Origin of the sequence: Methanolobus sp. WCC1, from assembly GCF_045690315.1 — an archaeon.
Classification (GTDB): domain Archaea; phylum Halobacteriota; class Methanosarcinia; order Methanosarcinales; family Methanosarcinaceae; genus Methanolobus; species Methanolobus tindarius.
This window is the reverse complement of sequence record NZ_CP146979.1, coordinates 816,369-842,291: the sequence shown is the minus strand read 5'-3', so window position 1 is coordinate 842,291 and position 25,923 is coordinate 816,369. Positions and strand designations below refer to the sequence as shown.

Genomic DNA, 25,923 nt, shown 5'->3' with positions numbered 1-25,923 from the left:
GATAACAAAAAAGAATAAAGATGGTGGCACGATAAATGCCACTTTTTAAACCATATATTAGTCGTTGCTCAGCTCACCGCTGAAGTACTTGTCATAGGAAGCCATGTCAAAGTGACCGTGACCACTGAGGTTGAACATGATGGTCTTCTCTTCGCCGGTTGCCTTGCATTTAAGTGCTTCATCAATAGCGCATTTAATTGCATGTGATGATTCCGGTGCAGGAGCAATTCCTTCCGTACGTGCAAATTGAACTGCTGCATCGAAAACCTCGACCTGATGGTATGAGGTTGCTTCCATTATTCCATCTGCAACAAGTTTACTGACAATTGGTGATGCACCATGGTACCTGAGTCCTCCGGCATGGATTGCAGGTGGTATGAATTCTGAACCGAGTGTGTACATCTTAAGCAGAGGTGTCATCTGGGCCATGTCACCGAAGTCATACTTGAATTCACCTGATGTGAGAGTTGGACATGCGGATGGTTCGACGGCTATGAATCTTGTGTTAGTCTTACCTGCAAGATTGTCTCTGATGTATGGCAAACTTACACCTGCAAGGTTACTTCCACCACCACAGCAACCGATTACGATATCAGGATAGTCGTCTGTTTTGTCAAACTGTGCCTGGGTCTCAAGACCGACTACTGTCTGATGAAGACTTGTATGGTTCAGGACACTTCCAAGTGCATACTTAGTGTTGTCATTAAGAGCTGCATCCTCAATAGCCTCACTGATGGCTATTCCAAGACTTCCTGTTGTGTCAGGGTACATTTCACGGATCTTTCTTCCAAACTGTGTCTCTGTGCTTGGTGAAGGAACTACATTTGCTCCCCAGAGGTTGATAAGTGACTTTCTGTATGGCTTCTGGTAGAAGCTTGAGCTTACCATGTAGACCTTACATTCAATATCAAAATAGTTACAGCAAAGTGATAATGCACTGCCCCACTGTCCTGCACCGGTTTCTGTTGTGATTCTTTCAGTGCCTTCCTTCATATTATAGTAAGCCTGTGCAATCGCAGTGTTTGGCTTGTGACTTCCCGCCGGACTGACACTCTCGTTCTTGTAGTAAATTTTTGCAGGTGTTCCCAATGCCTTTTCAAGCCTGTGTGCCCTGTGCAGAGGTGATGGCCTCCAAAGTGCGTATATGTCCCTGATCTCTTCAGGAATGTCGATGTATCTCTTGGAGCTTATCTCCTGATTGATGAGTTCCTTTGCAAAAATGGGCTCAAGGTCTGCAGGATTCATTGGCTCATTTGTTGCAGGGTTCAGTGGTGGCTCTACCGGCAGGTCTGCAAGTATATTATACCACTGTTTCGGCATTTCATTTTCATCAAGTAATATCTTAGTATGATCCATAGTTTATACCTCTGTAAAAAATAGAGTCCCTAATGTATAGCAAAGTACATTAGGGTAATATTTAATGTTTTTGATTTATGCAGAACCCTGAAATGCAATAAAATGAGCAAATCATGAAATCAGCTTACTTCTATCGATTTTAAACTTGGTTTTTCCCAATCACTGAATCTGTGTATCCTTATTGAAATGATTTTAACTTCGCCCGGATCTAATTCACCATTCATGGAAGCTTCATAATGCCGAAAAGTTGACATGTCATCATCAAAAGATATATCCGCAGAAATCTTGTTGATGTAAATCCCTGATGTTTCAGTATTTTCAAGTGTGACCAATATCCTGTCAACTGCAATTTTCCATTCTGTTACCTGAATCCCATCAGGAACTATAATAGTCTCTCCAGAATCTCCATAATGTTCTTCAATGGAAAATGAATCCACATCGGCGTCTTCAAGAGTTTCTATCAGTTCCTCTGTCTCGACATTATTTTCCGTGCAACCGGACAGAAAAACAGCTACCAATATTACAATAGTTACTTTGAGTGCAACCACCCATTTTTGTTCCAGCATTCAACCACCACAAACAATTGAAGTGGTATTGTTTATAAATATAACTCATATGAAATTAAGCTCAGAACAATACGATGAAAAGTAAATTCTAATCAGAATCTACTTTCTTTTGTAAATAGCTACCACTGCCAACACAAATACAGCAGATAATGCAGTGAACGCAGGAGTTGATGGAGAACTACTTTCGTCCTCTGGGTTTGATGTTGACTCAGTTGCAGACTCTGAACCATCGTAGTACTCTTCGGAGATTGTGACGTAGGCGGCGGTGAATTCACCTTGAACAAGAAGATCAAAAGTATCATAGTCATTTAGTTGATAAATGAAATCAAGTGGCATACTACCGCCTGCCCATTCATCCGTTGTTTCCAATGTCCACTCATAAGAAATTGTTTCGTTCTTTTCAATTGGAGTATGTGAATATTCATCCATCTTCAAAATTGGGCCATCAATTATTTTAAAACTGTTATCTCCTAATTCTGTTAATTTTACGGACAAATAACCTTTATTAAAAGAAGTTACGTCGAAACGTAATGTAAAAGGCTCACCTATTTTTAGTAAAGGTTTTGGAGTTGAAGCACCTGGATATAATTGATCATTATAGTAAACTTTTACATCAATATTTGATGCTGCATAACTAACTCCTGGTAATACCAATAAATGAATTAAAAGTGCGACTGCTACTAATTTCTTATTCATCTTAATTCTCCCATTCAGATATCAAATCTTCATAACCTTCTGATGTCTCTTCTCTATCGCCTATTTTATCTCCTACACCTTTTGGACCTGGTCCTACGATTGTTGCAGCATAGCCAGTGAACTTGAAGCTTATTTGAGAATTTTCACCAATCCATATTGGACTACCATCAATGTTTCTATTCGTAGGGTGAATTATGGATTCTTCCTGCCTCACATACACCTGAGCATCATGCCCAAAATAAGGATTGAACATACATTCATTATCGTTATCAATTACCTCAAAACTTTTGTATTTCCCAATAACTTCATATTCCCACACATTCACAGTACACACCCAATTAGGTGGAATCACCGGCAGGCCACATGGAACATATTTCATAGACTTTTCCAGCCTTTTTTCGATTTTCTCAGCAAGCTGGCCTGTCAGTTTCTCACTTGATTCGTCCAGTTTGCTTTGTAACTCATTGTTGATGTTTTCAAAACACTGATCTATGGTTTCCTGGCAGAGTTCAATTGATTTACAGACACCTTCTGAGATTCCTATACGCAGATCGGCTTCAAGACGGTAAAGAACCGCATCCATTTCATCAGAATTTATGGATGGATTGTCATTTTGTATTTTCAGGCTGATGCGATGTAAAATTTCATCCTGTAATGTGTTGTCGGAAGCCATATCCACGATTTCCTCATCGGAAAGTGAGTCAAGATATGCTTCTGTAATTATGAGAACATCCTCTTCGCTTATCCAGATGCTTAGAACCGGATCTCCGGAAATTTCATCAGCAATAGTTCCGGGAATTTGTTCCCTGATGCTATCGCTATATTCATCCATCATTTTACTGCGGTTCTGTTCTATGATAGTGGTATCCGTTGAGACTCCATTCATGACAAGCTCTGTACTGTTGCTCGCAAGATCTGCAAGCAGGGAATCTATCTCTGCATTCGCGTCTGAAATACTCTGACTCATGGATTGAGAGAGCATATCTTTAAGTGGTTCAGTGGCTCCTGAAAGCATTGCTGCAATATCATCACCTATACCTGTGGAGAAAACACACACATTCCTGACAGCCAGTGGGTAAACTTCTTTTCCGGTCCCATCATCCCATTTGTACTGGCTCTGGAGATCGAAATTCGGGTCATGATAAAGATAATCAGGATACTGATCTACAACAAGAGTCATATTCTCAGTCCAGTTATACTTGCTGTTTGGCATTCCCACAACCTCAATTGTTTCAATAATACCCATTTCAGCAGCAAGAGCGGTTGAAGCTTTATCCATGGCAGGATTGTTAAAGAGAACGTCAGTGGATATTTTATTTTGTACAAGATCAAGGAGAGAATGACCCTGTTCTTTCTCAAAAGAGTCGTCGATATACTCATTAAAAGACTCCTCTGTGTCTTTGTTCCGCTCCTTTAACTCCCTGAGTAAGCGGTCATAAGCTTCATTCTTTGAGATTGCACGACATGCATCATTGCTTGTACTAAATTCCCCTGATTCCATATATTGAGATTCTTCAATGAAAGAATCTCTTTTAGAGGAAGCTCTCATTTCAGCAGCGAGGTCTAGTGAAGCCTCCTGTATCAATGTTGTTGGGTTTTTACCAAGATTATCACCAAGCAAGTACACTTCCCTCGTAGGATTATCAGTATTTATGGCATCGAACATGCTTTCCATTTCCTGACTCATGTTCTTATGAAGCCACAAAGGAATATCGCAATAGACTTTTTCATCGGAAAGAGAAGTTCCGTCACTATAGGTATTGTAACCTTTTTCAATCTCGTACAAATCAACATACTTATCACGATACTTATCTGCAGCATCGCTGCAGCCGGGATCATATTGCTTAACTCCATTGACAATGAAAGTTGTATTCCTGTAATCGTTGGAACTTCCGGAGTCGTAGATTGAATCTTCTCCAACATACCCGCCTGAAGGAAGATACTGATGATACACGATGCTTATGTATTCGGTTTCTGTTTGTTCATGAGGAACAGAAATCCCGTCTGTAATAATATAATTTTTTACTGAACTGGAAGAATCACCATCATAATGATGCCTCCCTGCTGTAGGACTATAGGTAGTGAATGACCAGTGATATGAATAATAGATATTCCACTGTGTTTCAACTTTAAACCTAACATTGTAGGTAATCCTCCAGTCAAAAGAATGATTTTCATGGGATAGATAACCATCTGTCCTTTTAAGATCCACTAAATTATCGTTGCCCAGGTAATTGTAAGTTACATCCACATTTTCACAAACGACATTTGTAGAGACATGCTGTACATTTACATTGTTGAAATACCATTTATGAGAAGAAGCATCAACACTTACTTTATGATTCAAGTCGAAGACATCACTAAAACTGTAATCAGGAGAAAGAGCACACGTATGTGAAACGGATATAGGATGATGACTGGTCCAGGTAATTGCTTTGTCTAATTTTGATTCTCCAGTATCATATGAAACGGAATCAAATGTTGTTGTACCGCTCAATAAACCGTAAGGTGCAGACGTATCAAATCCATCCCTGAAAACCTGACCCTGTACTGTACCACTATACACTTCATGTGTCACATCATGCAACAGATCAGGATATGCATTGCTCCATACATCATCATTGTAAACCCAGTTACTGTATACCTCATTGGTAAAATTGGAAACAGAAACAATAATTTTGGAATTGTCTGCAACATCTTCCATTGTTGTGTTGGCCTCTTTCATGGATTGGTTAACACCCTGTTCAACACTTATATTGAAAGTTCCATCATCTGAAAGCCTGTCGTATGTTGTGTTGATATTCTTCCCGGAATCTTCTTCATATGAACTCGTGCCTTTTTTGACATCTTCGTAGAGCACTTTCCCATTATAATATGTCGTGTAGGTCAGCGCCCAAGGATCCACAGAGTCAAACACACGCTTCTGTGTATAAAGAGTTCCGGAATTCACTGAAGCAGATAAAGATGGACCGGTTACGATATTCAACGGACCGTTCAGATAATGTTGCCACGGGCCATAAATAAAACTCCTGATATTTGTAGCTCCAAGCACAATGTCCGATGTAATCCCGTCATTTAGCTCATTTTTATACTCGTTCACCAGTTCTTCAAGTAAAGGCTCCCTTGAGGTGATAAGTGCAGTCACATTCATAGAACCACTTGTTGTACTATTGTCTGCAAGGTTTACCAGAGTATAATTGAGATTTTCAACTGTCATTGTATAGTATATTGGATAGCCTAGATCATCCGCAGGGGAACGACTGATTTCTCTTTTGAGTGTACCGTTGATTGTATCAATCCTTATCTGCCGGGGAGAAACATCTGGATCGATATTGATGGCATAATTGTTGAAAGTGTGCTGGTTTTCCTGATATGATGTACTGAGGTATTCGTTGAAATACTCCAATGTGATGTCTTTCAGTGGACTGCTGCCCACATAGAGCCAGTCTAGCGCTTTCTCCTCACCATCGTACTCAAGCACAAGATATGCGTATCCATATTCCGCATTAACAGGAATAATCAGTTCTTCTCCAAATTCTGAACATGTCCAGAATGAATGAGTTTCATCATAGGATATGGACTGGTAAACTGTCCCGGAATCACTTTTAAGGATAAGAGTTCTTGTTTTCTCGGAAAACAGGCATGATATTGCCTCAAAAACATCCGAAGGAAGAGTGACACTTACCGTTATATTGTCCCCTGGTTCGATATTCCTGTTATCCGGCTCTACGGAAAAACCATCAGAATCCATTGGTTCGTAAGTAAGATCTTCAGGCTTTATGACCGGATGTTCTCCCTGCCATGCAAGAGCTTCCATGCCTGCATAATTAAGGCAACGTGCAAGGTCAGAGGAAGCAAATTCAACTGCGGTCTTTTCCATATCTGTAGTATCCGTATTGTGTATCACTTCAGCAAGTGCATAATCTGTCTTTGTCAGGCATATCGATGCAATTACTGCAAAAAGCAGAATGAATATACCGATCACCGCAAACGGGATATAAGCCCGGGTGTCCTGGCTAAAGCTACGTTTTTCGTTTTTGGGATCGGATATCATAGACTTACCTTTTTTCAGCTTTTTGAGCTGGACATTGCAGGTAAGAAGAATATTTAAACTTTATGATTTTATTCTATTTTAATTTAAAGTTTATAATTTGATATCAATATTCATTTATATGAAACATAAATAAAACATCAAAAATCCAGCCATAAAGGAATTTGTTCAGACATACGGGAACTAATCGAAACTATAAAATATACTACATTTATACTAGCAGACATAATTTAACTGGAAGTTGTAATTTTCCATTCAGCTTTCTCAGCAATTATTAAGCAATAGTTGCTTACAGCATTCAGACAATTACATTCAAAATTTGATATTTACAATTCACACTTATCAGGTTGACACAAAATGAAGATCACAAAGCCAAGAGGAACACGTGATTTCCTCCCGGAAGACACGAGAAAAAGAAGATATGTAGAAGGCATACTGCGCCAAGTAGTCAGGAACTGGGGATTCAGTGAAATTATCACACCTACATTCGAAAACCTGGAACTCTTTACCCTAAAATCAGGTGAAGGTGTTATTGGAGAACTTTACAACTTCACTGACAAAGGTGACAGGGAAATGACACTTCGTCCTGAACTTACTGCACCTGTAATGAGAATGTATGTCAACGAGATGCAGGCACAGCAACAGCCTTTGAAGTTATTCTATTTCGAGAACTGTTTCAGGTATGAGAGACCACAAAAAGGACGCTTCAGAGAGTTCTGGCAATTCGGTGTAGAGCTCATTGGCAGCAGAAGGATGGACGCAGATGCAGAAGTAATTGCACTTGCAACCGAGATGCTCAAGTCTGTTGGTATCAAAGGTGACCTGAACGTAAACAATCTTGGAGTTATCAGGCACCTTCTCAGTGTTCTTGAAACCGAGAACCAGAGCAAAATAATGAGACTTGTTGACAAAAAAGATTATGAAGGACTTGACAACTTCCTTGAGGAGATTAACGCTCCTGTTGACCTTCGCCAGAAACTTATCGAACTTATCTCACTCACTGGCAATGATGCAATTACAAAAGCAAGAGATATTCTTGGAGACCTGCCAGAGATAGATGATTTTCAGGAACTTCTTACTATGCTGGATGCCTACGGTGTGCAATACACAATAAACTTTGGAATTGCCAGAGGACTTGATTATTACACAGGAACTGTTTTTGAGATTTACGCAGAAGGTCTCGGTGCCCAGAATCAGGTATGTGGTGGCGGTTCATACCAGCTTATCCAGCTCTTTGGTGGTGGTGACGTACCATCGACAGGTTTTGGCCTTGGTTTTGACAGGATAATGGAAGTCTGTGAGCTTGAAGCACCTGATGATGTGCCAGTTGTGATAATCGCAAAGGAAAGCACACGTCTTGATGCAATAAAGGCATCCAATGAACTCAGGAAACACATGCCAGTTTACAATGACTTGATGAAGAGAAACTTCAAAGCTCAATTATCATATGCAAACAATATTAGCGCAAAACATGTAATAATAATCGGTGAAAAAGAAGTTGAAGCCGGAAAGGTCATGTTAAAGGACATGATAAGCGGTGATCAGGAACTTCTGAGTATCGATGAAGTCATTGAAAAGCTCACAAACAAATGAATAACTTTTCTGAAACTTTCCTGAAAAATGAGAGGGCGGCAGATGCCCTCCCCATGAGAATGGTTGTTGCTGTCATAGCAATTGGAGCATTGCTAATCCTGATGACAGGAGCAGTTTCTTCACTGATTGAAAGTGAGGAAACATACATTACAAGAACAATCATTTCTGAAATAGAATCAAATGCAGAACAAATGTCAGCTAAAGGAGCAGGCAGCATTGTCACGCTTGATGTGAATGTTCCTTCAGGTGTGGAGATAATATTTGGGGTAATCCCTGAAAATCAAAATTCTTGGCCTTCAGATGCTGAGAACTATTATTTTGAAATAAATGGAAAGCAGACAATAGGAGAATCATCTGCATCCTATTCTAATAAGACATTAAATGGCTATTTTATTCTCAGTCCCGGACCACATGTATTGACTCTTGAAAGTGTCCGCGATCAAAATGGAAAAATTTTTATTATACTTTGTGATAAGTCGCAGCCATAATGAAAAAACGAAAAGAAGTTGGCATTGGTCATCTGATGACAGATGAATCTGCCTGGGCAGACTTACTGCTCTCAAAAACGGCACTAATCCTGGCTACTGTAATAATATTAATGGCAGTTTATAGTCTTGCTGGCAGTTCTGCAGAGATTGCCAGAAAGGATGAAGTGGAAACCATAGCCACAAAAATTGCTTCAAATATAGATTTGGCAGGATCATCCCGTTCAGGTAATTCTCTTAACTGCATGACATTTGATCCTGAAAGCTCTGAGATGCAATTAAGCAAAATAAGCGACCTGAACATATCCATTAGTAGTGAGTATATATTTTGCACACTCAAAGAGAAAGGAAAGGACATTTCAGCCGCCAGGCAGCTAAGTTACAGGACACTTCCCTTTAGTCACGATAAACTCCGTGATATGTTATCTTTGAGGTTCGGAGCAAATGGCAACATCAGCCAGCCTATAAGCTCTGTTTTCCCATACGCAGATGTAACTGATTTTCTTGATAAAAAAGGAACTGATGAACTCTATCTGAACATGAGTAAGGAACTTTGTATTCAGGAAACAACAATATATGTTAGAAACGGAGGCGAGGTGAATGGACTTGAATATGTCCTCGTTTACCAGTGATGAGAACGCACTTCTGGAACCGAATAATGATATCATAGCCACAGCTCTTGTTGTTATTGGCTTTGTTGTGTTTGCAGCTATCCTTTCAAAGACATTTATAGCATTCAATGATAACTCTCATGCACTTGAGAATTACGAACAGGCTGCAATGATAGCAAACGACATTGCATCTTATCCATCACTTCAGGGAAGCAGGCAGGAGCTTATCTCTGCAGACACACTGGACATTCTGTCAAACCCTTCCCAAGACCCGAATGCACACTACATGTTTTTCCACAGATTCTCATCTAACCTTGACTTCTATGTAGAAGTACAAACAGATGACGGAAACTATCATTGGATAATTAGCAATAGAAATAACTCTTTGAATAGAAGGGATGTCACCGCTGCATCAGTTCCTGTAGTAATTGAACTTGGAAGTAATGCGCGCTGTGAACCAGGATCAATAACTGTGAAAATTATGCAGAATGGATGGAGTTGAGGGGAAGTCCTGAAAGTAAAACTAAAAACGGTGATATAAATGATATTTGTAGAAGATGACAGAGCCTTTTCATCCAGCATAGACGCTATTTTGTTCCTGGTGCTGGTATCTGTTTCTGCAGTAATACTTTTTCCTTCCATTGCAGCTGATGAGCAATATCGCTCTGCATCCTATTCTTCTGCACAGGACATGGATAATCGACTCATGAACACAATTATGAGCAGTACTGTAGAAGAATTTCAATATACAGTGAAACCTGCAGAACTTGCTGGAATTGAAGTTAATTTATCGGAAGATTCCATCCTTGAAAATGCAGAAGAAACACTGTTTGCAAAAGAACAGCAGCATCGAACCTTTTCTGACCTGGTGGCAGAAGGCCTTGCACTAAGTCTGGTGATGGAAAATAATGGTACTGAAAAACCACTAAATCCCATGACAAAGATGCAGAGTATTGAAACAGAAAATGCTATTGAAGAGCATCTTGAAAAGACAATAGGGCAAAGATATAATTACAGGTTTGAAGCACACTGGCAACCTGTTTCAGGATACAATATACACAGTGATATTATATTGGGCGAAACAGCTCCTGTGGATGCTGTAAAACAGAAGGCAAGAATATCGTTACCTGTTACATATACTGTAACCAGAGATGAAATTTATTTTCCTTTCAATGAGAGCAGCATCTATTCTGCTGTAAACTCACCAAATCCCGACAAAGAACTTCGTGCTATGTTCAATTCAAGTATTGAAATAGCTTCCACAGGAGCTTCTGATATAATCACTGACATTGTATTCCCATATGAATACCTGTCATCACTTAATGGTACTGAAATATCTGTAGACAGCGAACAGCTTGCATGCATTGCGGGACCAGACAATGCAAATTACAGCAGTCCAATAATCAAAAGTGCACTTGGTTGCATGAACTACACTGTAAACGACCTTTACGGGCTTAATATTGAACTGACACCTGAAGAACAAAGTATCAGTCTGGACTTTGTGGATACGGTACATGACCTTATCAAAGATACGAATACTAACCTGATATCAGAGTATATATTTGAGGTTCAGAGTAATGAAATCAATCGGACTGTTGCACTTATGTGCAATGCATCAGATAACAGCAGCAGGATTGAACTCGCAGATATGCAGCTCTCGAAAGTATACAGGACGGCAAATACTGGTGGCGCAGATATTATAATCATGATCTGGTGAAGTAAATTTCATATTGAAAGTCGTATGGCATCAATCATAACATATATATTAGATGATTGACTTCATAGGTAGCACTTCGCCAATCACATTAACATTTTATCGAACTGACTCCCAAGTTCAAGGGTTCGATAAGGATCAAAACATCAATTCTATATTGAATCCTATCTAAATTCAATATAGACCTATTAAATCAAAACTCAAATTACAATTATCAGGAGGAAGATAATGGCAAAAATGCACACCCGTAGGAAAGGAAACTCCGGACCTACAAGACCACTTCGCACAGAAGTACCTTCATGGTCAACAATGACCGATGAAGAAATAACAACCGTGGTTACTGATCTCTGGAAGCAGGGAATCAGCACAAGCGAGATCGGAATGATCCTCAGGGACAAGTATGGTGTACCTGATGTTAAGCTTGCAACCGGTAAGAAGATCACAAAGATCCTTAAGGACAATGGTGAGAAGTTCCCTGTACCTGAAGATCTCTATAACCTTATCGTAAAGGCAATCGGAATGAGAAAGCACATGAGCTACAACCACAAGGATGTACACAACAAGCGTGCTCTCCAGAACACCGAGTCCAAAATAAGAAGATTGGTTAAATACTACCAGTCTGCAAAGGTTCTTCCAGTTGACTGGAAATACAAGCCAGAAACAGCTGAGATGCTCATCACTAGATAAGCAAGTTCAGATTCAATAATACATTCTTGTTTGGCCGATTGGTCAAACAAACTTTCTCTTTTTAATCAGTTTCTCATTCCAGCGATAGTTTCATACATAAGCTCATCCGTGAGGAGAAATCTATAGTTATCTAAAACACTTATAAAGGTAACTTATAAATTGTTTTAAAGAGCATTATATGCCATGAAAGCTGTCATACTTGCAGCCGGTGAAGGAAAAAGATGCCGGCCTCTCACGCTCACAAGATCAAAAGTAATGCTTCCAGTGGCAAACAAACCAATTCTTGAACATATTATCAACGCTCTTGTAAAGAATGACATAAAAGAGATCATTCTTGTTGTCGGTTACAAGAAAGAGCGTATCATGGATTATTTTGAAGACGGAATAAATTTTGGTGTGAAAATAGAGTACGTAGAACAAAAAGCGCAGATAGGAACAGCACATGCAATTCTTCAGGCACGTAATCTGATAGGAAATGAGGAAAAGTTTGTTGTCGTGAATGGAGACAATATAATCGGACCTGATGCCATTGCAGATCTGATTAATGGAGAAGAGGGGGACGCAACACTACTCACCTGCAAAAAGGACAATGTCAGTGGTTATGGAGTAATAGTTGCCAAAGGAAAAAATGTTATTGAGATTATCGAAAAGCCAAAGACGCTCATAAGTCATCTTATTAACACTGGTATTTATCTTTTCAAAAAAGATATCTTCGAAATGATAGAAAGGACAACCGTATCAACAACCGGCGAATATGCAATTACAGATACCCTTCAAATGATGATCGACGAAGGAATACCTGTGACGACAGCAATAACAAATGCAGAGTGGCTTGATGCAGCTTATTCATGGAACCTGCTTGAGGCAAACACAATTATTCTCGGAGACTTTGAAACTGACCTTTCAAAAGCAAAAATAGAAGATTGCGTCAGCATAAAAGGAAGTGTTTCTGTTGGAAGAAACACAACCATCAGGGCAGGATCATATATTGTGGGACCTGTGGTTATTGGTGACAACTGCGATATTGGTCCAAATGTTGTAATTTTACCTTCGACAAGTGTTGGGAACAATGTATCTATTGCTTCATTCTCATATATCAAAAACAGTATACTAATGAACGATACCAGGGTAAGCACACACAGCAACATATCGAATTCTGTTGTAGGAAGCAATGTTACAACAGGTCCTAACTTCATCACAGAAGAAGGTGAAGAACTTCACATTATTCTTGGAAATGAGCTTCATGAAGCTGAAAAGCTTGGAACTGTTATTGGAGATGACACTGATATTGGTGGGAATGTACTTGTACATGCCGGAAAGATGGTTTCATCTAACTGTCGTATCAGTTCCGGAAAAACGATTTCAGAGGATGTACCAACAAATGCACTTTTAAAGTAGACAGAGGTGAGAAAAATGTGCGGAATAGTTGGATATATCGGGAATGAGCAGGCAGTACCCATATTGCTTGAATCACTTAAGATGCTGGAATACAGAGGATACGACTCAGCCGGTGTAACTGTTTTCAATGAAAAACTTGAGACATATAAGATAGCAGGCAGAATAAAGGATCTTGAAGGGGCAATCCCTGAAAATGTATCAGGAAATGTGGGAATCGGACATACAAGATGGGCCACACACGGAAAACCGGAAACAAGAAATGCCCACCCTCATAATTCATCAGATATATCAGTTGTTCACAACGGCATAATTGAGAATTACCTGGAACTCAAGGAAAGGCTGATAGAGCAGGGATATGAGTTCAAGTCAGACACCGACACAGAGGTTATTGCACATCTTTTACATTTCAACATGAGCTGTGATAGCGAAATGTGCCTTCTGGACGGACTGGCTAAAACCATAAAGGAACTTGACGGGTCATATGCCATTGCTGCACTTTGCAATAATGAACCTGGAATAATTGCCTTTGCCAGAAAGGACAGCCCACTTGTAATCGGAATTGGAAATGGAAGCCACTATGCAGCATCTGATGTTACAGCGTTTTTGAAGTATACAAAAGAAGTCATTTTCATAAATGATAATGAAATTGGTCTTCTAAGACCAGATTCAATTGAGATATATGACCTTGAAGGAAACTCAGTTTCAAGAGACACAGAAACAATCGAATGGGACCTTGAAGCTGCAGAGAAGGCAGGTTACGAACACTTTATGCTCAAAGAGATTCACGAACAGCCAACTTCCATACAAAACACATTTGCAGGTAAGCTTTCTGAACTTGAAGGAACTGTTACGCTTGAAGAAATATATCTTAAACCCGAGGAGGTTAAAAGGCTCAGAAGGGCTACTATAATAGCCTGTGGAACTTCATGGAATGCCGGCATTCTCGGAAAATACCTTTTTGAGAAACTTGCAGGTTTGCATACTGATGTTGAAACTGCATCAGAGTTCAGGTACAGTAATCCGGTTCTTTGCGGAGAGGAACTTACAATTGCAATCACCCAGTCAGGTGAGACAGCCGATACTCTTGCAGCAGTCAGAAGTTCAGCATCTTACGGATGCCGCAGTATCGCAATTACAAATGTAGTTGGAAGTACAATCACAAGGGAATCGGACAGTGTGCTCTATACCAGAGCCGGGCCCGAGATTGGTGTGGCAGCAACAAAGACATTCACAGCCCAGCTTATGGCACTTTATATGCTTGCTATAAACCTTGGGAGAACAAGAGGAGTTATCAGTGCCAACGAGGCAAAAGACCTTATTGTTGGTATAAAGAAGCTCCCCGGCCAGATACAGAAAGTGCTCAGCAGGAAGAATACGATTAACGAATGTGCTGTGCAGTTTGCAGATAAGAGAGATTACTTCTTCATTGGTCGTTACCTGAATTTCCCTGTAGCTCTGGAAGGTGCATTGAAGCTGAAGGAAATATCATACATACACGCTGAAGGTTATGCAGCAGGTGAACTTAAACATGGTCCACTGGCTTTAATCACAGATGAGACCCCGGTTGTGGCAATAGCCACAAAAGGACACACCTACGAGAAGATACTGAGTAATATCAAGGAAGTAAAAGCACGTAATGCGACAGTCATTGCAGTAGCAGATGACGATGATACAGAAATTGAAAAGTATGTGGATGAAGTGATACGCGTGCCACCTGCACATGAACTACTGTCACCTGTACTCTCATCAGTAGCATTGCAGTTGCTTTCATATTATACAGCACTTGCAAAGGACTGTTCCATTGACAAGCCAAGGAACCTTGCAAAGAGTGTGACCGTAGAATAATCATTTTATTTTTAGAGAGGATAGCAAATGAAGTTATTTGGTTCTTCAGGTATCCGCGGACTTGCAAATGTAGAAGTTACCGTAGACCTGGCACTGAAAGTTGGAATGGCTCTTGGAAAATCAAAAAAGAATGCTGTTATCGGCAGGGATCCAAGGGTGGCAGGTGAGATGATTGAGCTTGCAGTAATCTCCGGTCTGATGTCTGCAGGTTGTGATGTTACAAGGGTTGGTCTTGTGACAACTCCTACACTTGCATATGCAGCAAGAAATTATGATTGCGGTGTAATGATAACCGCATCGCACAACCCTGCAACAGATGTTGGAATCAAGTTATGGAATCCTGATGGGATGGCATTTGATTCAGCCCAGCAGGAAGAGATAGAGAATATTATCGAAAAAGAAGATTTTATTTATGTTCCCTGGAATATGGTGGGTGAAATCACCACATACGGAAATGCTGTAAGGGACCACATGGATATGATACTTAGCCACTCCACAGGTGCACCGATTCGTGTTGTTATTGATTGTGGAGGCGGTGCAGGTGGAACAATTACACCTTTCCTTTTACGTGAGATGGGATGCGAGGTCATCACACTAAATTCCCAGCTTGACGGTCATTTCCCTGCACGTAACCCCGAGCCAAAAGAGGATAATCTCTGGATGCTTAAAAAAGCAGTAAAGGAATTCGATGCATCACTGGGTATTGCCCATGATGGTGATGCTGACAGAATGATGGCTGTTGATGAAAATGGTGACTTCCTTTCCGGTGATGAGATGCTTGCAATCTTTGCACGCTTTGAGTGTAAAGGGGACCCCATGATAGTGGTTCCTGTTGATACATCAATGATAGTTGATGATTCCATGCCCGGTTCCACTGTTGTTCACACAAGGGTTGGAGACGTTTATGTTGCCGAGGAAATGAAGAAACTGAAAGCTGATTTTGGAGGGGAGCCTTCAGGAAGCTGGATTTTCCCAAGGATTTCCTACTGCCCGGATGGAATTTATGCAGCAGCCCTGCTTGTTGACATTGTGAAAGAGAAGAAACTCTCAGGACTGCGGGATGAACTTCCAAAATATCCTACACTCAGAAGCACGGTTGCATGTGACAATGATAAGAAATCTGCTGTAATGCAGGCTGTCAGTTCAAAACTAGAAAGCATGGGTGAAGTTTCCAGCATTGATGGTATCAGGGTTGATATGGAAGGCGGCTGGGTGCTTGTCAGGCCATCAGGAACCGAGGCAAAGATAAGGGTCACAGCAGAAGCCAGAAAGAATGTTGAAAAGCTGCATGCTAAGGTTGAGAATATAGTAAAGGAGTGCCTCAAATGAAAGTAGTGATTCTGGCTGCCGGTGAAGGCACACGTATGAGACCTCTCACTGCATCAAAACCAAAAGTGATGCTTCCAATCGCTAACAAGCCAATGATGGAACATACCATCAATGCGGCAATCGAGGCAGGAGTAAAAGAGTTCCTTATCGTTACAGGCTATCGTGAAGATGCTATTAAGGATTATTTCAAAGATGGCAGCCACCTTGGAATCAGTGTTGAATACGTGCGCCAGGAAGAGCAGCTTGGAACGGCAAACGCCATTGGTTGTGCAAAGGTTTTTGTGAATGGTCATTTTATTGTTCTTAACGGTGACATGCTTGTCAGCACTGAACATATAGCTCACCTTGTATCAAGAACAGAAGATGCCATTATCAGTGTTAAGAAAGTGGAAAATCCTTCTCAGTTCGGAGTAATCGAAACCGATGAGGATAAAGTAACACGGATTATTGAGAAACCTAAAAACCCGCCTACAAATCTTGCAAATGCAGGAATATACCTTTTCCATGAAGCTATTTTCGATTACATTGATAAAACCGGTAAATCGTCAAGGGGAGAATATGAAATTACGGATTCTCTGCAGATGATGATTGATGATGGTCTTAATGTTGGCTATGAAGTTCTGGAAACTGAGTGGATTGACATTGGCAGGCCATGGGATATTCTGGATGCCAACAAAGTTCTGCTTGAGAATATCGATAATACCTGTGAAGGAACAGTCGAACCCTATGCAACTCTCCATGGTAATGTAAAGGTTGGTAAAAACACAATTATCAGAAACGGTGCATACATCATGGGTCCTGTAATTATAGGCGATGATTGCGATATTGGGCCAAACTGCTTTATCAGAGCTTCAACTGCAATTGGTAATGATGTCCGTATTGGAAATGCAGTAGAGATAAAGAACACTGTGATTATGGATGGCACAAATGTCGGCCACCTAAGTTATGTAGGGGACAGTGTGATAGGAACTAACTGTAATTTCGGTGCCGGGACAAAGGTTGCGAATCTAAGGCATGATAACAAGAATGTAAAGTCAGTTGTCAAAGGCGAGGTTGTTGACACCGGAAGGAGAAAGCTTGGTGTAATTATGGGTGATGATGTGCATACAGGTATTAATTCCAGTATCAATATCGGTACTGTAATGGAAGCCGGAAGTTCAACCATGCCCGGTGAAGTTCTTATGTACAGAAGAAAAACTAATTAAGGCTCGTTGCTATCTTTATTCGGAGATTCGGATGAACTTAAATATTGAGATGCAAAAACTCAAAGAACTGGCACGTGAAGCGGCAGATGTAATTGAAAAATACGAGCACGTACGTGTGATTTCCCATAATGATGCCGATGGGCTGACATCAGCCGGTATTATCTGCCAGGCTCTTTTAAGACAGGATAGCCGTTTTCATACATCCATTGTGCCACGTCTCGATAAGTCTGTAGTTGAAATGGTAAAGGAGACTACAGCAGATGATGACCTTGTGATTTTCTGTGATATGGGTAGCGGTCAGTCAGATATAATCTCCGAAATTAAACAGGATATTATTGTACTTGACCACCACGTTCCTGTTGGAGAATCTCCTGCTAAAGTACTGGTAAACCCGCATATTGTGGGAATAGACGGTGCTATGCATATATCCGGATCAGGAGTCACTTTTTTTGTGGCAATGGAGATGGAACCTGCAAATGTTGACCTCTCAGGACTTGCCATTGCAGGTGCTGTGGGTGATAAGCAGATTTTCAGCACCCTTAACGGCCACATTCTTGAAGAGGCTGTGAATGCTGAAGTTGTTTCAATCAAAAAAGGACTGAAAATCGGTGATGGAGAAATTGCTAAAGTGCTTGAATACACGCCTGAACCTTATCTTGATATAACCGGTGACAGTGAGAAGATAGCTGAGTTCCTGGATTTCCTTGGAATTGAGGGAAATATCGAAGACCTTAATCCTGACCAGACAAAAGCACTCACTTCAGCTGTTGCATTAAAACTTGCAAAGAATGCAAGTCCTGAAGCTGTGGATGCTGCAATCGGTGATGTTTACATATTGAATAATGAGATGGTTTCCAATGTTTACGACCTTGTTGCAATTCTCAATACCTGTGGCAAGGCTGAAAAATATGGCATGGGACTTTCCATATGCCTGAAAGACAAAACCCATCTGGAAGAAGCAAGGGATATGGCAATCTCTCACCAGATATCCATTGTGGAGAATATCAAAAAAGGCATGGACATGGTCAAAGAAGGAACAAGTATCGGTTACCTGATAGGCACCGACATGGAGTCTACAGGCATGATTGCCAGTACTTTTGTCAGGTATGTAAATCCCGATATGCCTTTTGTTGCAGTAAATCAGGTTGATGAGCTTGTAAAAGTTTCCGCAAGGGGCACCCGTGCACTTGTGGAAAAAGGACTTGACCTCTCATTTGCACTCCGTGAGGCTGCAAATTCAGTTGGTGGCGAAGGCGGTGGACACAATGTTGCATCCGGTGCATCAATTCCACCGGGAACTGCTGAGCAGTTCATTGCTAAGGTTGACGAGATAGTTGCAGAACAACTCCCAAAGCAGGAGCAGACTGAATGAAAATTACTACAACTATTGAATTCAAAGATGAAGGTGCCATGCAGGTAGCTAAGAGAATTGCAAATTCACTGGCTCCTGATAACCTGACAAATATGCATACTGAAATCAAGGATGACAGTGTGTGCATTCATATTTCAACAGAAAAGATAACTTCACTTATCGCCACTGTTGATGATTTAATGATGAATGCAAAGCTGGCGGAAGAAATAGCTGAAAATCTTGAAGAGTGAGCTTCCTTTCTCTTTTTTGGCTCTGTAAAAATCCTGCTATTAAAACTTAAAGGCGGGTTGTAAACTAATTAATCGTAAATTATGAATAACTTGTTTGATCCCGAAGGGTCCGGCGAAGCCGGCGTTTTCCCACAATAAAAAACAAAATAATCTGCAAACACTTGTATTTTTTCATATGAGTTCTGTAGAATTCTTGTATGAATACAATCGTCTTTTAATTATCTTCCGTGCAGCGGATTCGCAATGTGCTGTCACTCAGATTAACAGGATTCCCAAAGAGCTTTTTTGTCTTTTTATCCCTATTCCCACAGGTACCTGTTATTATCAATGAGCGTATTCTGTTCCTCAATCCTTGAACGCTGGTAGATGAGTGCTGCAGGATGATATATTTTCAGAAGAGTATATTTCCCATCTACTGCTCTAGGAACTCCCCATTCTAGTTTTTCACCATCACAAAATGCCTTTTCTGCTGTGTTTCCCAGCAGAATAATAACTTTAGGATTTAGCAATTGAATTTGTGCTTCAAGAAATGGTTTGCAGGCTTTGATTTCACTTTTAAGAGGATTGCGGTTTTTTGGAGGGCGGCATTTGATAGTGTTTATAACAGCATATTCATCGCCTGAAAGTCCCATGTACTCGATCATGCCGTCAAGGTTCTTGCCTGCCCTTCCGCAGAATGGGACACCGGTTTCATCTTCATTCTTTCCGGGTGCCTCACCAACAAAAACAACCCTCGGGGTTCGGGAGCCTTTACTGATTACTTTGTTAGTTACGGTTTCATGAAGCTGGCAGTCTGTACATTCAAGTATTTCTTTTTCAACAGCCTCAAATCCCAGTTCCACAAGTTTACTTACTGACCTGACTGCCATATAATCACTGTTCCGACCTTAGTTTTCAATCTTTTATGTTTTTTGCAGTTTTTCTGCCTGCAATGCTTCCATGAAGCGTATCTGCTCTGAAATAAACGTATTGTATGGTGCATCAATTCCGAGTTTCTTTGCCCTTGAGACTATTGCACCGTTGAGGAAATCAATCTCGGTCTTCCTGCCGGAAGTGATATCCTGATACATGGATGAATGGTGCTCTGCAGTATTCGGGAGCTGGAAATCATGGAGGAAAGTTAGGTATTCTTCTGCTGTTTTCCATGGAAGAACAACACCTTCGGCTTCAGTGACCTTGAAAGCCTCATGAACAATGTTTTCGATAATAGTCCATGCGTGTGAGTTTTCAAGCTTACCGTATGGAACTCCCATGACCGCACCAAGGGGATTGAGGGCTGAATTGTACAGGACTTTTGACCAGACAGAACTCATGATATTCTCTGAACCGCTAACCTGAATGCCTGCACTCTTTACCAGTTCTACTAGCCGAATTACACTTTCATCGAGTCCTGAAGGAAATCTTCCTAGATTCATTGGTCCGGTTTCCACAGACACATGTATCTGTGCATCTCCTGCCCATTCAAAACCGGTGATTATGGTGCCTCCGATTACCTTATCGGTGTATCTGGCAATAATCTCCTCGTTGCCAATACCATTCTGCATGCTGATAACTTCCCTGCCTTTAATGACATCTGCAAACTGCTCACAGATAGATTCAGTTGCAGTGGACTTCGAGGAAATGAAAATATAATCGTAATCATCTTTTGGAGCATCTTCTGAACAACTGAATTTACAGGTAGCTTCACCCCAAATGCCTGTCATTTTAAAACCATCAGAATTAATCTTATCAGCATGTCTCTGGCGGCATACTGCATGTACATCACAAACAGAAGATAATTTTGCAGCAAGGGTAAGACCCACTGCTCCTGCACCTAATATCAGGACTTTCATAGAGCACCTCTTTTTTGCCTTAGATGTTTTTTTCCGTTAAAAGAATAACTCTTGGAGAGGAACCAATTAAGAGAAGCTCTTAATTAGCAAAAGATACATCTTGCATAAAGTAGCCTGAGGGCTGCAAATCAATAATCATAATTCACAAAAAGCAGTTATAGCTGCTTTATTTTCCCAATCGCAATCATACAGAGGAATGGAAATCTATGGAAGCAAAGAAAAGAGATGAATGCTGTCCGGCAGATAAACCGGAAGGTGCAGGAATAGCAATCGACTTTAAGTTCAGGCTGGAGTGTGCACTTAAGACAAGTGCCAATGCGACTCAGGTTGCAGAAGTTGTTGATGCATATATCCATGAAGCTAATCACAGTATTCTTACCAAGGGTGCACCGGAAGGACAGGGTGCAAAAGTCACAGGATGGAAAGTAGAGGGAGACAGGATTAAACTCATTATTGAATCCGGCAGACATGTACGTGTCCACGATGCACTGCTCCGTATGAGAAAACCTCTTGCAGGAAAACTTGGAAAAGAGTTCAAGATTGGTATCCGTGGAGTTGAGGTAGAGTCATTCACAATTGAAGTTCCTTCTGAAAAAGAACTACCTCCAATGAAGATTCCTTATGTTACTGAAATGACATATACAGATGGAATTATCAAGTTAGTTCTTGATGTTGATGAATCTGCGATGTCTAACCGTGTGCCTGACAGGATCCTCTCCCTCATGGAAGACAAGATCGAGCAGCAGTCCTACGGTGGAAAGACAGAACACTGGAATATCCTCTGGCAGAGCGAGAAAAAAGACCACAAATTCAACGAAGATCCTACAAAGGCTATGATGGAAGCCGGATGGCTTAAAAGAGGTGCCAGCAGGGGACAGTGGATACATGGTCCGCAGTCTACAAGGATGTTCAGGACTTTTGAGAGAATAGTTCTTGAGGAACTTCTCGAGCCCCTTGGCTACAGGGAAATGATCTTCCCGAAACTTGTACCATGGGAAGTCTGGCAGAAATCAGGACATGCAAAAGGTGTCTATCCTGAGATTTACTATGTCTGTCCTCCAAAGACAAGGGATCCTGAGTTCTGGGAAGAGGTTATTGATCATTACAAGGTAACCCTTGAAGTTCCAACTTCACTTATCAAGGAGAAGATTGGAGACCCTATCGGCGGAATGTGCTATGCCCAGTGTCCTCCTTTCTGGACATACCTGCAGGGTGAGACTGTACCAACCGACGAGTTCCCGATAAAGGTTTTCGACAGGTCAGGAACCTCACACAGGTATGAGAGTGGCGGAATCCATGGTATGGAACGTGTTGATGAGTTCCACAGAATCGAGATTCTCTGGGTAGGAAACAAGGAACAGGTTATCAAGACTGCAAATGAACTCCATGAAAAGTACATGTACATTTTCAACGAGATCCTTGATCTTGAATGGAGAAAGGCATGGGTGACTCCATGGTTTATGGCACAGGAAGGACTTACCGGTGTTTCCGAGCAGACTGAAGCAGGTACAACAGATTATGAAGCTGTACTTCCTTACCGTGGTGAGGATGCTGAATGGCTGGAATTCCAGAATGTCAGCGTCAACGGAAACAAATATCCGTCAGGATTTAATGTCAAGTGCCAGTCCGGTGAGGAACTCTGGTCAGGATGTTCCGGTGTGGGACTTGAAAGATGGGCTTCCGCTTTCTTTGCACAGAAGGGAATTGACCCTGAGAACTGGCCTGAGGAATTCAGGAAAAAGGTAGGAGAAATTCCAAGAGGAATTAAATTCCTCTGATTTTCTTTTTTATTTCATGTTTAATGAGGGAATGAACTCTCATTTGATTTTTCAGAACGTATCATTTTCCATACATTATTGTTGTATAACCGCCAACCTGTTTTTCACAGATGCCTGCATGCATTTCCTCATCTTTGATCAGTTGTTCTATATCAGTAAGGAATTCATTCACATCATCTTCAGTTGAAAATACCTGATTTAACACGTCAGGATTGGTATTCTTCATATCTTTGTAGGCATTCATTGCAAGTATTTCATATTTCATTATAGTCTTGAACATTTCCTGAGTTGAACAACCACCAAAATCAAATACATGCTTAGGAAGACCGTGTGGTGTTTCTTCCGGGATAGGGATATTTCCCTTAATAAGCCACTTTTTCATAATTTCCCCATGTCTGTCAGAATCATGAGATAATGTCTCAAGTGCAGCGACATTCTCATCCATCATTTCAATACGTGCTTCCCAGGTGCCAAGTTGCTCCATTTCTGCTTCTATCCAGTACATGCGCTGAAGCATTTTTTCAAGTGTCACTTTATCGTTGATCGCTGGCAAAATAATTCCCCATATAGTAAGTAGTATAAATTTATAAATATACAACTATATAGAATTGTTGTCTGCGGAATTTTTATCCATTTATTTCAAAATCAAAATATAGGTGGTTCTATACTATGTATCATCACAGCATACAATGCAGTAGATAATAATAGTAGAGGAAATTAGATCAGTAATTCCAGATAAATCCGGCATCTAAATCAATATTTGATTTGTTGTATCAGGTCAATGAATTCCCTGGTTTCCCGTTCCACATCATCACTGCAAACAACAGCGGAAATAGCAACCAGACTATCAGCACCACCAAGTATCACACTTTCACTATTCTGCTTATTGATACCACCTATAGCAACAATAGGAATATTGACAGTATCTTTTACAGGACGGATACTTTCAGGACCAATACCGTTTCCGGCATCTTTTTTAGTAGAAGTATTGAAAATTGGACTGAGACCCACATAGTCAGCACCCATTCTTTGTGCTTCAAGAGCTTCCTCTATATTATGAACAGTAAGACCGATTATTTTGTCTGGTCCGAGAAGTTCTCTTGCAGTATCAATTGGCATGTCATCCTGTCCAATATGTACACCATCAGCATCGACAGCTAAAGCAACATCAACGCGGTCATTCACAAGGAAAATTGATTCGTTGCCACATAGTGTCTTGATCTGTGCTGCTTCAAGTATCATATCCTTTGTACTGATGGACTTTTCACGATACTGTATGATCCTGCATCCTGCAGCAACAGCTTTTTCCACATCAGAGAGTGTACCTTTTTTGGACAGACCGGAATCTGTCACAAGGTAGAAATCAATTTCATCCAGCAATGCTCTTTTATGGGTCATCGGTTTCAGCACTCTTCAAAGTTCATCATGGACTGCGCTTTTTCGTCTGAAAGGTTGAATACCTCATCATAGAAGTATGTCTTGAATGTACCCGGACCGTTTGAGTTTACGGCTGCAAGCTCTCCGGCAATTCCGAAATAGCAGAGTGCATCCTTTGCAGCATCACAGTAGTTTTCATTGACAGCGGCAAACGAGCCGATAACCGATGCAGCCATGCATCCGGTACCTACTATCATTCCCATTGACTCGTGACCGTTCTTTACCACGAAAGTAGTTTGTCCGTCACTTATAATGTCTTCTGCACCTGTCATTACAACAACACAGGATCTTGCAGTTGCAAAATCCTTTGCAACCTGCTTTGGGTCAGCATCTATAGATGTTGCTTCAACACCTCTTGTCTGGGCATTCTCGCCTGCGAGTTTTGCAATTTCAGAGTAGTTGCCTTTGATGATATCAACACGAACTGAATCAAGTATCTTTGCTGCCATTTCATCACGGAAAGATGTAGCACCAACACCTACGGCATCAAGAACTACAGGTATGTTCTTCTTGTTTGCAGCGGTTGCTGCTATGATCATTGCATCGATCAATTCTGTTGTGAGAGTTCCGATGTTAAGAACGAGTGAAGATGCAATGCCTGTCATCTCTGCAGCTTCTTCCTGCGCATGGGCCATAACAGGAAGTGCACCAAAAGCCCTTGTCATATTGGCACAGTCATATATAGTTACCCAGTTTGTGATGTGATGAACCAGTGGTTTTGTATCCCTGATTGTTTTGAGTGGAAGATTCATATCTGATGTCCTCTTTTTGTAGTTGAAAATCAAGTGAGATTTTTGCAATTGTGATTGACTAAGAGAAGTATTAATTCATAAAATACTTTTTGTAAGCACCGGATCACCTTGCGGATAATCCTGTCTGATCAGGATACAATAGTATGTATGAAGTCTGGAAAAACAATCAACCGATTTGTTTATATATGGATATGCATACTATAGAAAGCCAATTTATCAGTGCATACATTATTTCATAATTATCTATGACAGCTCGTTGAACAATTACAGATTACAAATATTCATTGAATTTATATCATTAAATCACACTCATCTGGAGGAATTATTACTTGGCAAGGAAAGTGCAGAGAAAGTTAGACAAATGGAAGTCAAAGACATGGTACAACGTAGAAACACCGGAATTCATCAGCAGGACAAACATTGGTGTTACACCTGCAGAAGAGCCTGAACAGCTCATCGGTCGTGTCGTTGAGACCACAGTCGGCGAGATTGCTAACGATTTCACAAAGCATAACACAAAGCTCAGACTCGAGATCAACAATGTCAGCGGTGACATTGCAAACACAAGATTCCTCGGTCACGAGATTACAACAGATTACCTTCGCTCAATTGTAAAGCGTCAGACCTCAAGAATCGATGCAAACCTTGATGTTAAGACAAAGGACGGATACGTCATCAGAGTAAAGCCAATATGCTTCACTGTAAAGAGAGCAAGAACCAGCCAGATCAAAGGCATCAGAGAAGTAATGGCTAAGATCGTACTGGAACGTGCAGCAGAGCTTAACTTCGAGCAGTTTATCGAAGAAGCAATCATGGGCAAGCTTTCCGCAAACATCTACAGGAACGCAAAGTCCATCTACCCACTTAGAAGGGTGGAAATCAGGAAGACAGAAGTAAAAACTGTCCCTGCAAAAGTTTAAACATAAATCTAATTTAAAGCTAAAAACAATAGGTGGTTAAAGCCACCTGTTACATACTTTTTTAAT

The 25,923-nt window shown here is 40.8% G+C and carries 23 protein-coding genes; 14 read left to right on the top strand and 9 right to left on the bottom strand.

The window, feature by feature from the left end; translation table 11 throughout:
* Positions 1-57 precede the first annotated feature (57 nt).
* The 4 genes from V7O61_RS04250 to V7O61_RS04235 all read right to left on the bottom strand — a co-directional run bounded on the left by V7O61_RS04250 (position 58) and on the right by V7O61_RS04235 (position 6,672).
* Positions 58-1,356: a TrpB-like pyridoxal phosphate-dependent enzyme gene (locus tag V7O61_RS04250; protein ID WP_288068139.1), complete on the bottom strand. Its 1,299-nt coding sequence runs from the start codon at positions 1,354-1,356 to the stop codon at positions 58-60.
* A 119-nt stretch (positions 1,357-1,475) separates the two neighbouring features.
* The gene (locus V7O61_RS04245) at positions 1,476-1,922 is read right to left on the bottom strand and encodes a hypothetical protein (RefSeq protein WP_288068137.1); all 447 of its coding nucleotides are present in this window, start codon (positions 1,920-1,922) and stop codon (positions 1,476-1,478) included.
* Between the two features lie 99 nt (positions 1,923-2,021).
* Positions 2,022-2,618 (bottom strand): sarcinarray family MAST domain-containing protein, encoded by a 597-nt coding sequence (locus tag V7O61_RS04240; RefSeq protein WP_407282628.1) that lies wholly within the window; start codon positions 2,616-2,618, stop codon positions 2,022-2,024.
* A gap of 1 nt (position 2,619) precedes the next feature.
* Positions 2,620-6,672, bottom strand: a complete 4,053-nt coding sequence (locus tag V7O61_RS04235) for a hypothetical protein (protein WP_407282629.1) — start codon at positions 6,670-6,672, stop codon at positions 2,620-2,622.
* A 354-nt stretch (positions 6,673-7,026) separates the two neighbouring features.
* Between V7O61_RS04235 and hisS the strand changes: the two genes are divergently transcribed.
* The 12 genes from hisS (at position 7,027) to V7O61_RS04175 (ending at position 19,138) form a co-directional block, all read left to right on the top strand.
* Positions 7,027-8,262, top strand: coding sequence for a histidine--tRNA ligase (gene hisS / locus V7O61_RS04230; RefSeq protein WP_288068131.1), 1,236 nt, complete (start codon positions 7,027-7,029; stop codon positions 8,260-8,262).
* A complete protein-coding gene (locus V7O61_RS04225) occupies positions 8,259-8,750 on the top strand; it encodes a hypothetical protein (RefSeq protein WP_023844288.1) in 492 nt (163 codons plus the stop codon). The genes hisS and V7O61_RS04225 overlap by 4 nt, the downstream gene beginning before the upstream one ends.
* Entirely contained in the window at positions 8,750-9,379 is a 630-nt protein-coding gene (locus tag V7O61_RS04220; protein ID WP_407282630.1) for a hypothetical protein, read from the top strand. The genes V7O61_RS04225 and V7O61_RS04220 overlap by 1 nt, the downstream gene beginning before the upstream one ends.
* Positions 9,348-9,860, top strand: coding sequence for a hypothetical protein (locus V7O61_RS04215; RefSeq protein ID WP_288068126.1), 513 nt, complete (start codon positions 9,348-9,350; stop codon positions 9,858-9,860). Before V7O61_RS04220 ends, V7O61_RS04215 begins: the two co-directional genes overlap by 32 nt.
* Before the next feature lie 39 nt (positions 9,861-9,899).
* Positions 9,900-11,075 carry a hypothetical protein gene (locus tag V7O61_RS04210; protein ID WP_288068125.1) on the top strand — a complete coding sequence of 392 codons (1,176 nt, stop codon included), beginning with the start codon at positions 9,900-9,902 and terminating at the stop codon, positions 11,073-11,075.
* 225 nt (positions 11,076-11,300) lie between these two features.
* Positions 11,301-11,759, top strand: a complete 459-nt coding sequence (locus V7O61_RS04205) for a 30S ribosomal protein S15 (protein ID WP_023844292.1) — start codon at positions 11,301-11,303, stop codon at positions 11,757-11,759.
* Between the two features lie 183 nt (positions 11,760-11,942).
* On the top strand, positions 11,943-13,157 hold the full coding sequence (gene glmU, locus V7O61_RS04200; protein WP_407282631.1) for a bifunctional sugar-1-phosphate nucleotidylyltransferase/acetyltransferase: 1,215 nt from the start codon (positions 11,943-11,945) through the stop codon (positions 13,155-13,157).
* Positions 13,158-13,172: 15 nt separating this feature from the next.
* Positions 13,173-15,002 carry a glutamine--fructose-6-phosphate transaminase (isomerizing) gene (glmS, locus tag V7O61_RS04195; RefSeq protein ID WP_288068123.1) on the top strand — a complete coding sequence of 610 codons (1,830 nt, stop codon included), beginning with the start codon at positions 13,173-13,175 and terminating at the stop codon, positions 15,000-15,002.
* Between the two features lie 27 nt (positions 15,003-15,029).
* Positions 15,030-16,331 (top strand): phosphoglucosamine mutase, encoded by a 1,302-nt coding sequence (gene glmM, locus V7O61_RS04190; RefSeq protein ID WP_288068122.1) that lies wholly within the window; start codon positions 15,030-15,032, stop codon positions 16,329-16,331.
* Positions 16,328-17,536 (top strand): bifunctional sugar-1-phosphate nucleotidylyltransferase/acetyltransferase, encoded by a 1,209-nt coding sequence (gene glmU / locus V7O61_RS04185; protein WP_288068121.1) that lies wholly within the window; start codon positions 16,328-16,330, stop codon positions 17,534-17,536. The genes glmM and glmU (V7O61_RS04185) overlap by 4 nt, the downstream gene beginning before the upstream one ends.
* A gap of 31 nt (positions 17,537-17,567) precedes the next feature.
* The gene (locus tag V7O61_RS04180; RefSeq protein WP_407282632.1) at positions 17,568-18,908 is read left to right on the top strand and encodes a DHH family phosphoesterase; all 1,341 of its coding nucleotides are present in this window, start codon (positions 17,568-17,570) and stop codon (positions 18,906-18,908) included.
* A complete protein-coding gene (locus tag V7O61_RS04175) occupies positions 18,905-19,138 on the top strand; it encodes a KEOPS complex subunit Pcc1 (RefSeq protein ID WP_407282633.1) in 234 nt (77 codons plus the stop codon). The genes V7O61_RS04180 and V7O61_RS04175 overlap by 4 nt, the downstream gene beginning before the upstream one ends.
* Positions 19,139-19,437: 299 nt before the next feature.
* Here V7O61_RS04175 and V7O61_RS04170 read toward each other — a convergent pair whose 3' ends face one another.
* A complete protein-coding gene (locus tag V7O61_RS04170; protein WP_407282634.1) occupies positions 19,438-20,007 on the bottom strand; it encodes a uracil-DNA glycosylase family protein in 570 nt (189 codons plus the stop codon).
* A gap of 33 nt (positions 20,008-20,040) precedes the next feature.
* Entirely contained in the window at positions 20,041-20,970 is a 930-nt protein-coding gene (locus V7O61_RS04165) for a ketopantoate reductase family protein (RefSeq protein WP_407282635.1), read from the bottom strand.
* A gap of 269 nt (positions 20,971-21,239) precedes the next feature.
* On the opposite strand from V7O61_RS04165, the gene V7O61_RS04160 reads away from it, so the two are divergent.
* Positions 21,240-22,748 carry a serine--tRNA ligase gene (locus V7O61_RS04160; RefSeq protein ID WP_407283424.1) on the top strand — a complete coding sequence of 503 codons (1,509 nt, stop codon included), beginning with the start codon at positions 21,240-21,242 and terminating at the stop codon, positions 22,746-22,748.
* A 61-nt stretch (positions 22,749-22,809) separates the two neighbouring features.
* Here the strand turns inward: V7O61_RS04160 and V7O61_RS04155 are convergent, their stop codons facing one another.
* The 3 genes from V7O61_RS04155 to thiM all read right to left on the bottom strand — a co-directional run bounded on the left by V7O61_RS04155 (position 22,810) and on the right by thiM (position 24,937).
* Positions 22,810-23,301: a hypothetical protein gene (locus V7O61_RS04155; protein WP_288068114.1), complete on the bottom strand. Its 492-nt coding sequence runs from the start codon at positions 23,299-23,301 to the stop codon at positions 22,810-22,812.
* Between the two features lie 200 nt (positions 23,302-23,501).
* Positions 23,502-24,146, bottom strand: coding sequence for a thiamine phosphate synthase (gene thiE / locus V7O61_RS04150; RefSeq protein WP_288068112.1), 645 nt, complete (start codon positions 24,144-24,146; stop codon positions 23,502-23,504).
* Positions 24,147-24,151: 5 nt separating this feature from the next.
* Positions 24,152-24,937 carry a hydroxyethylthiazole kinase gene (thiM, locus tag V7O61_RS04145; protein ID WP_288068111.1) on the bottom strand — a complete coding sequence of 262 codons (786 nt, stop codon included), beginning with the start codon at positions 24,935-24,937 and terminating at the stop codon, positions 24,152-24,154.
* 329 nt (positions 24,938-25,266) lie between these two features.
* Here thiM and V7O61_RS04140 point away from each other — a divergent pair, with 329 nt between their 5' ends.
* Complete coding sequence (locus V7O61_RS04140; protein WP_407282636.1) at positions 25,267-25,857, top strand: 30S ribosomal protein S3ae; 591 nt, start codon at positions 25,267-25,269, stop codon at positions 25,855-25,857.
* Positions 25,858-25,923 lie beyond the last annotated feature (66 nt).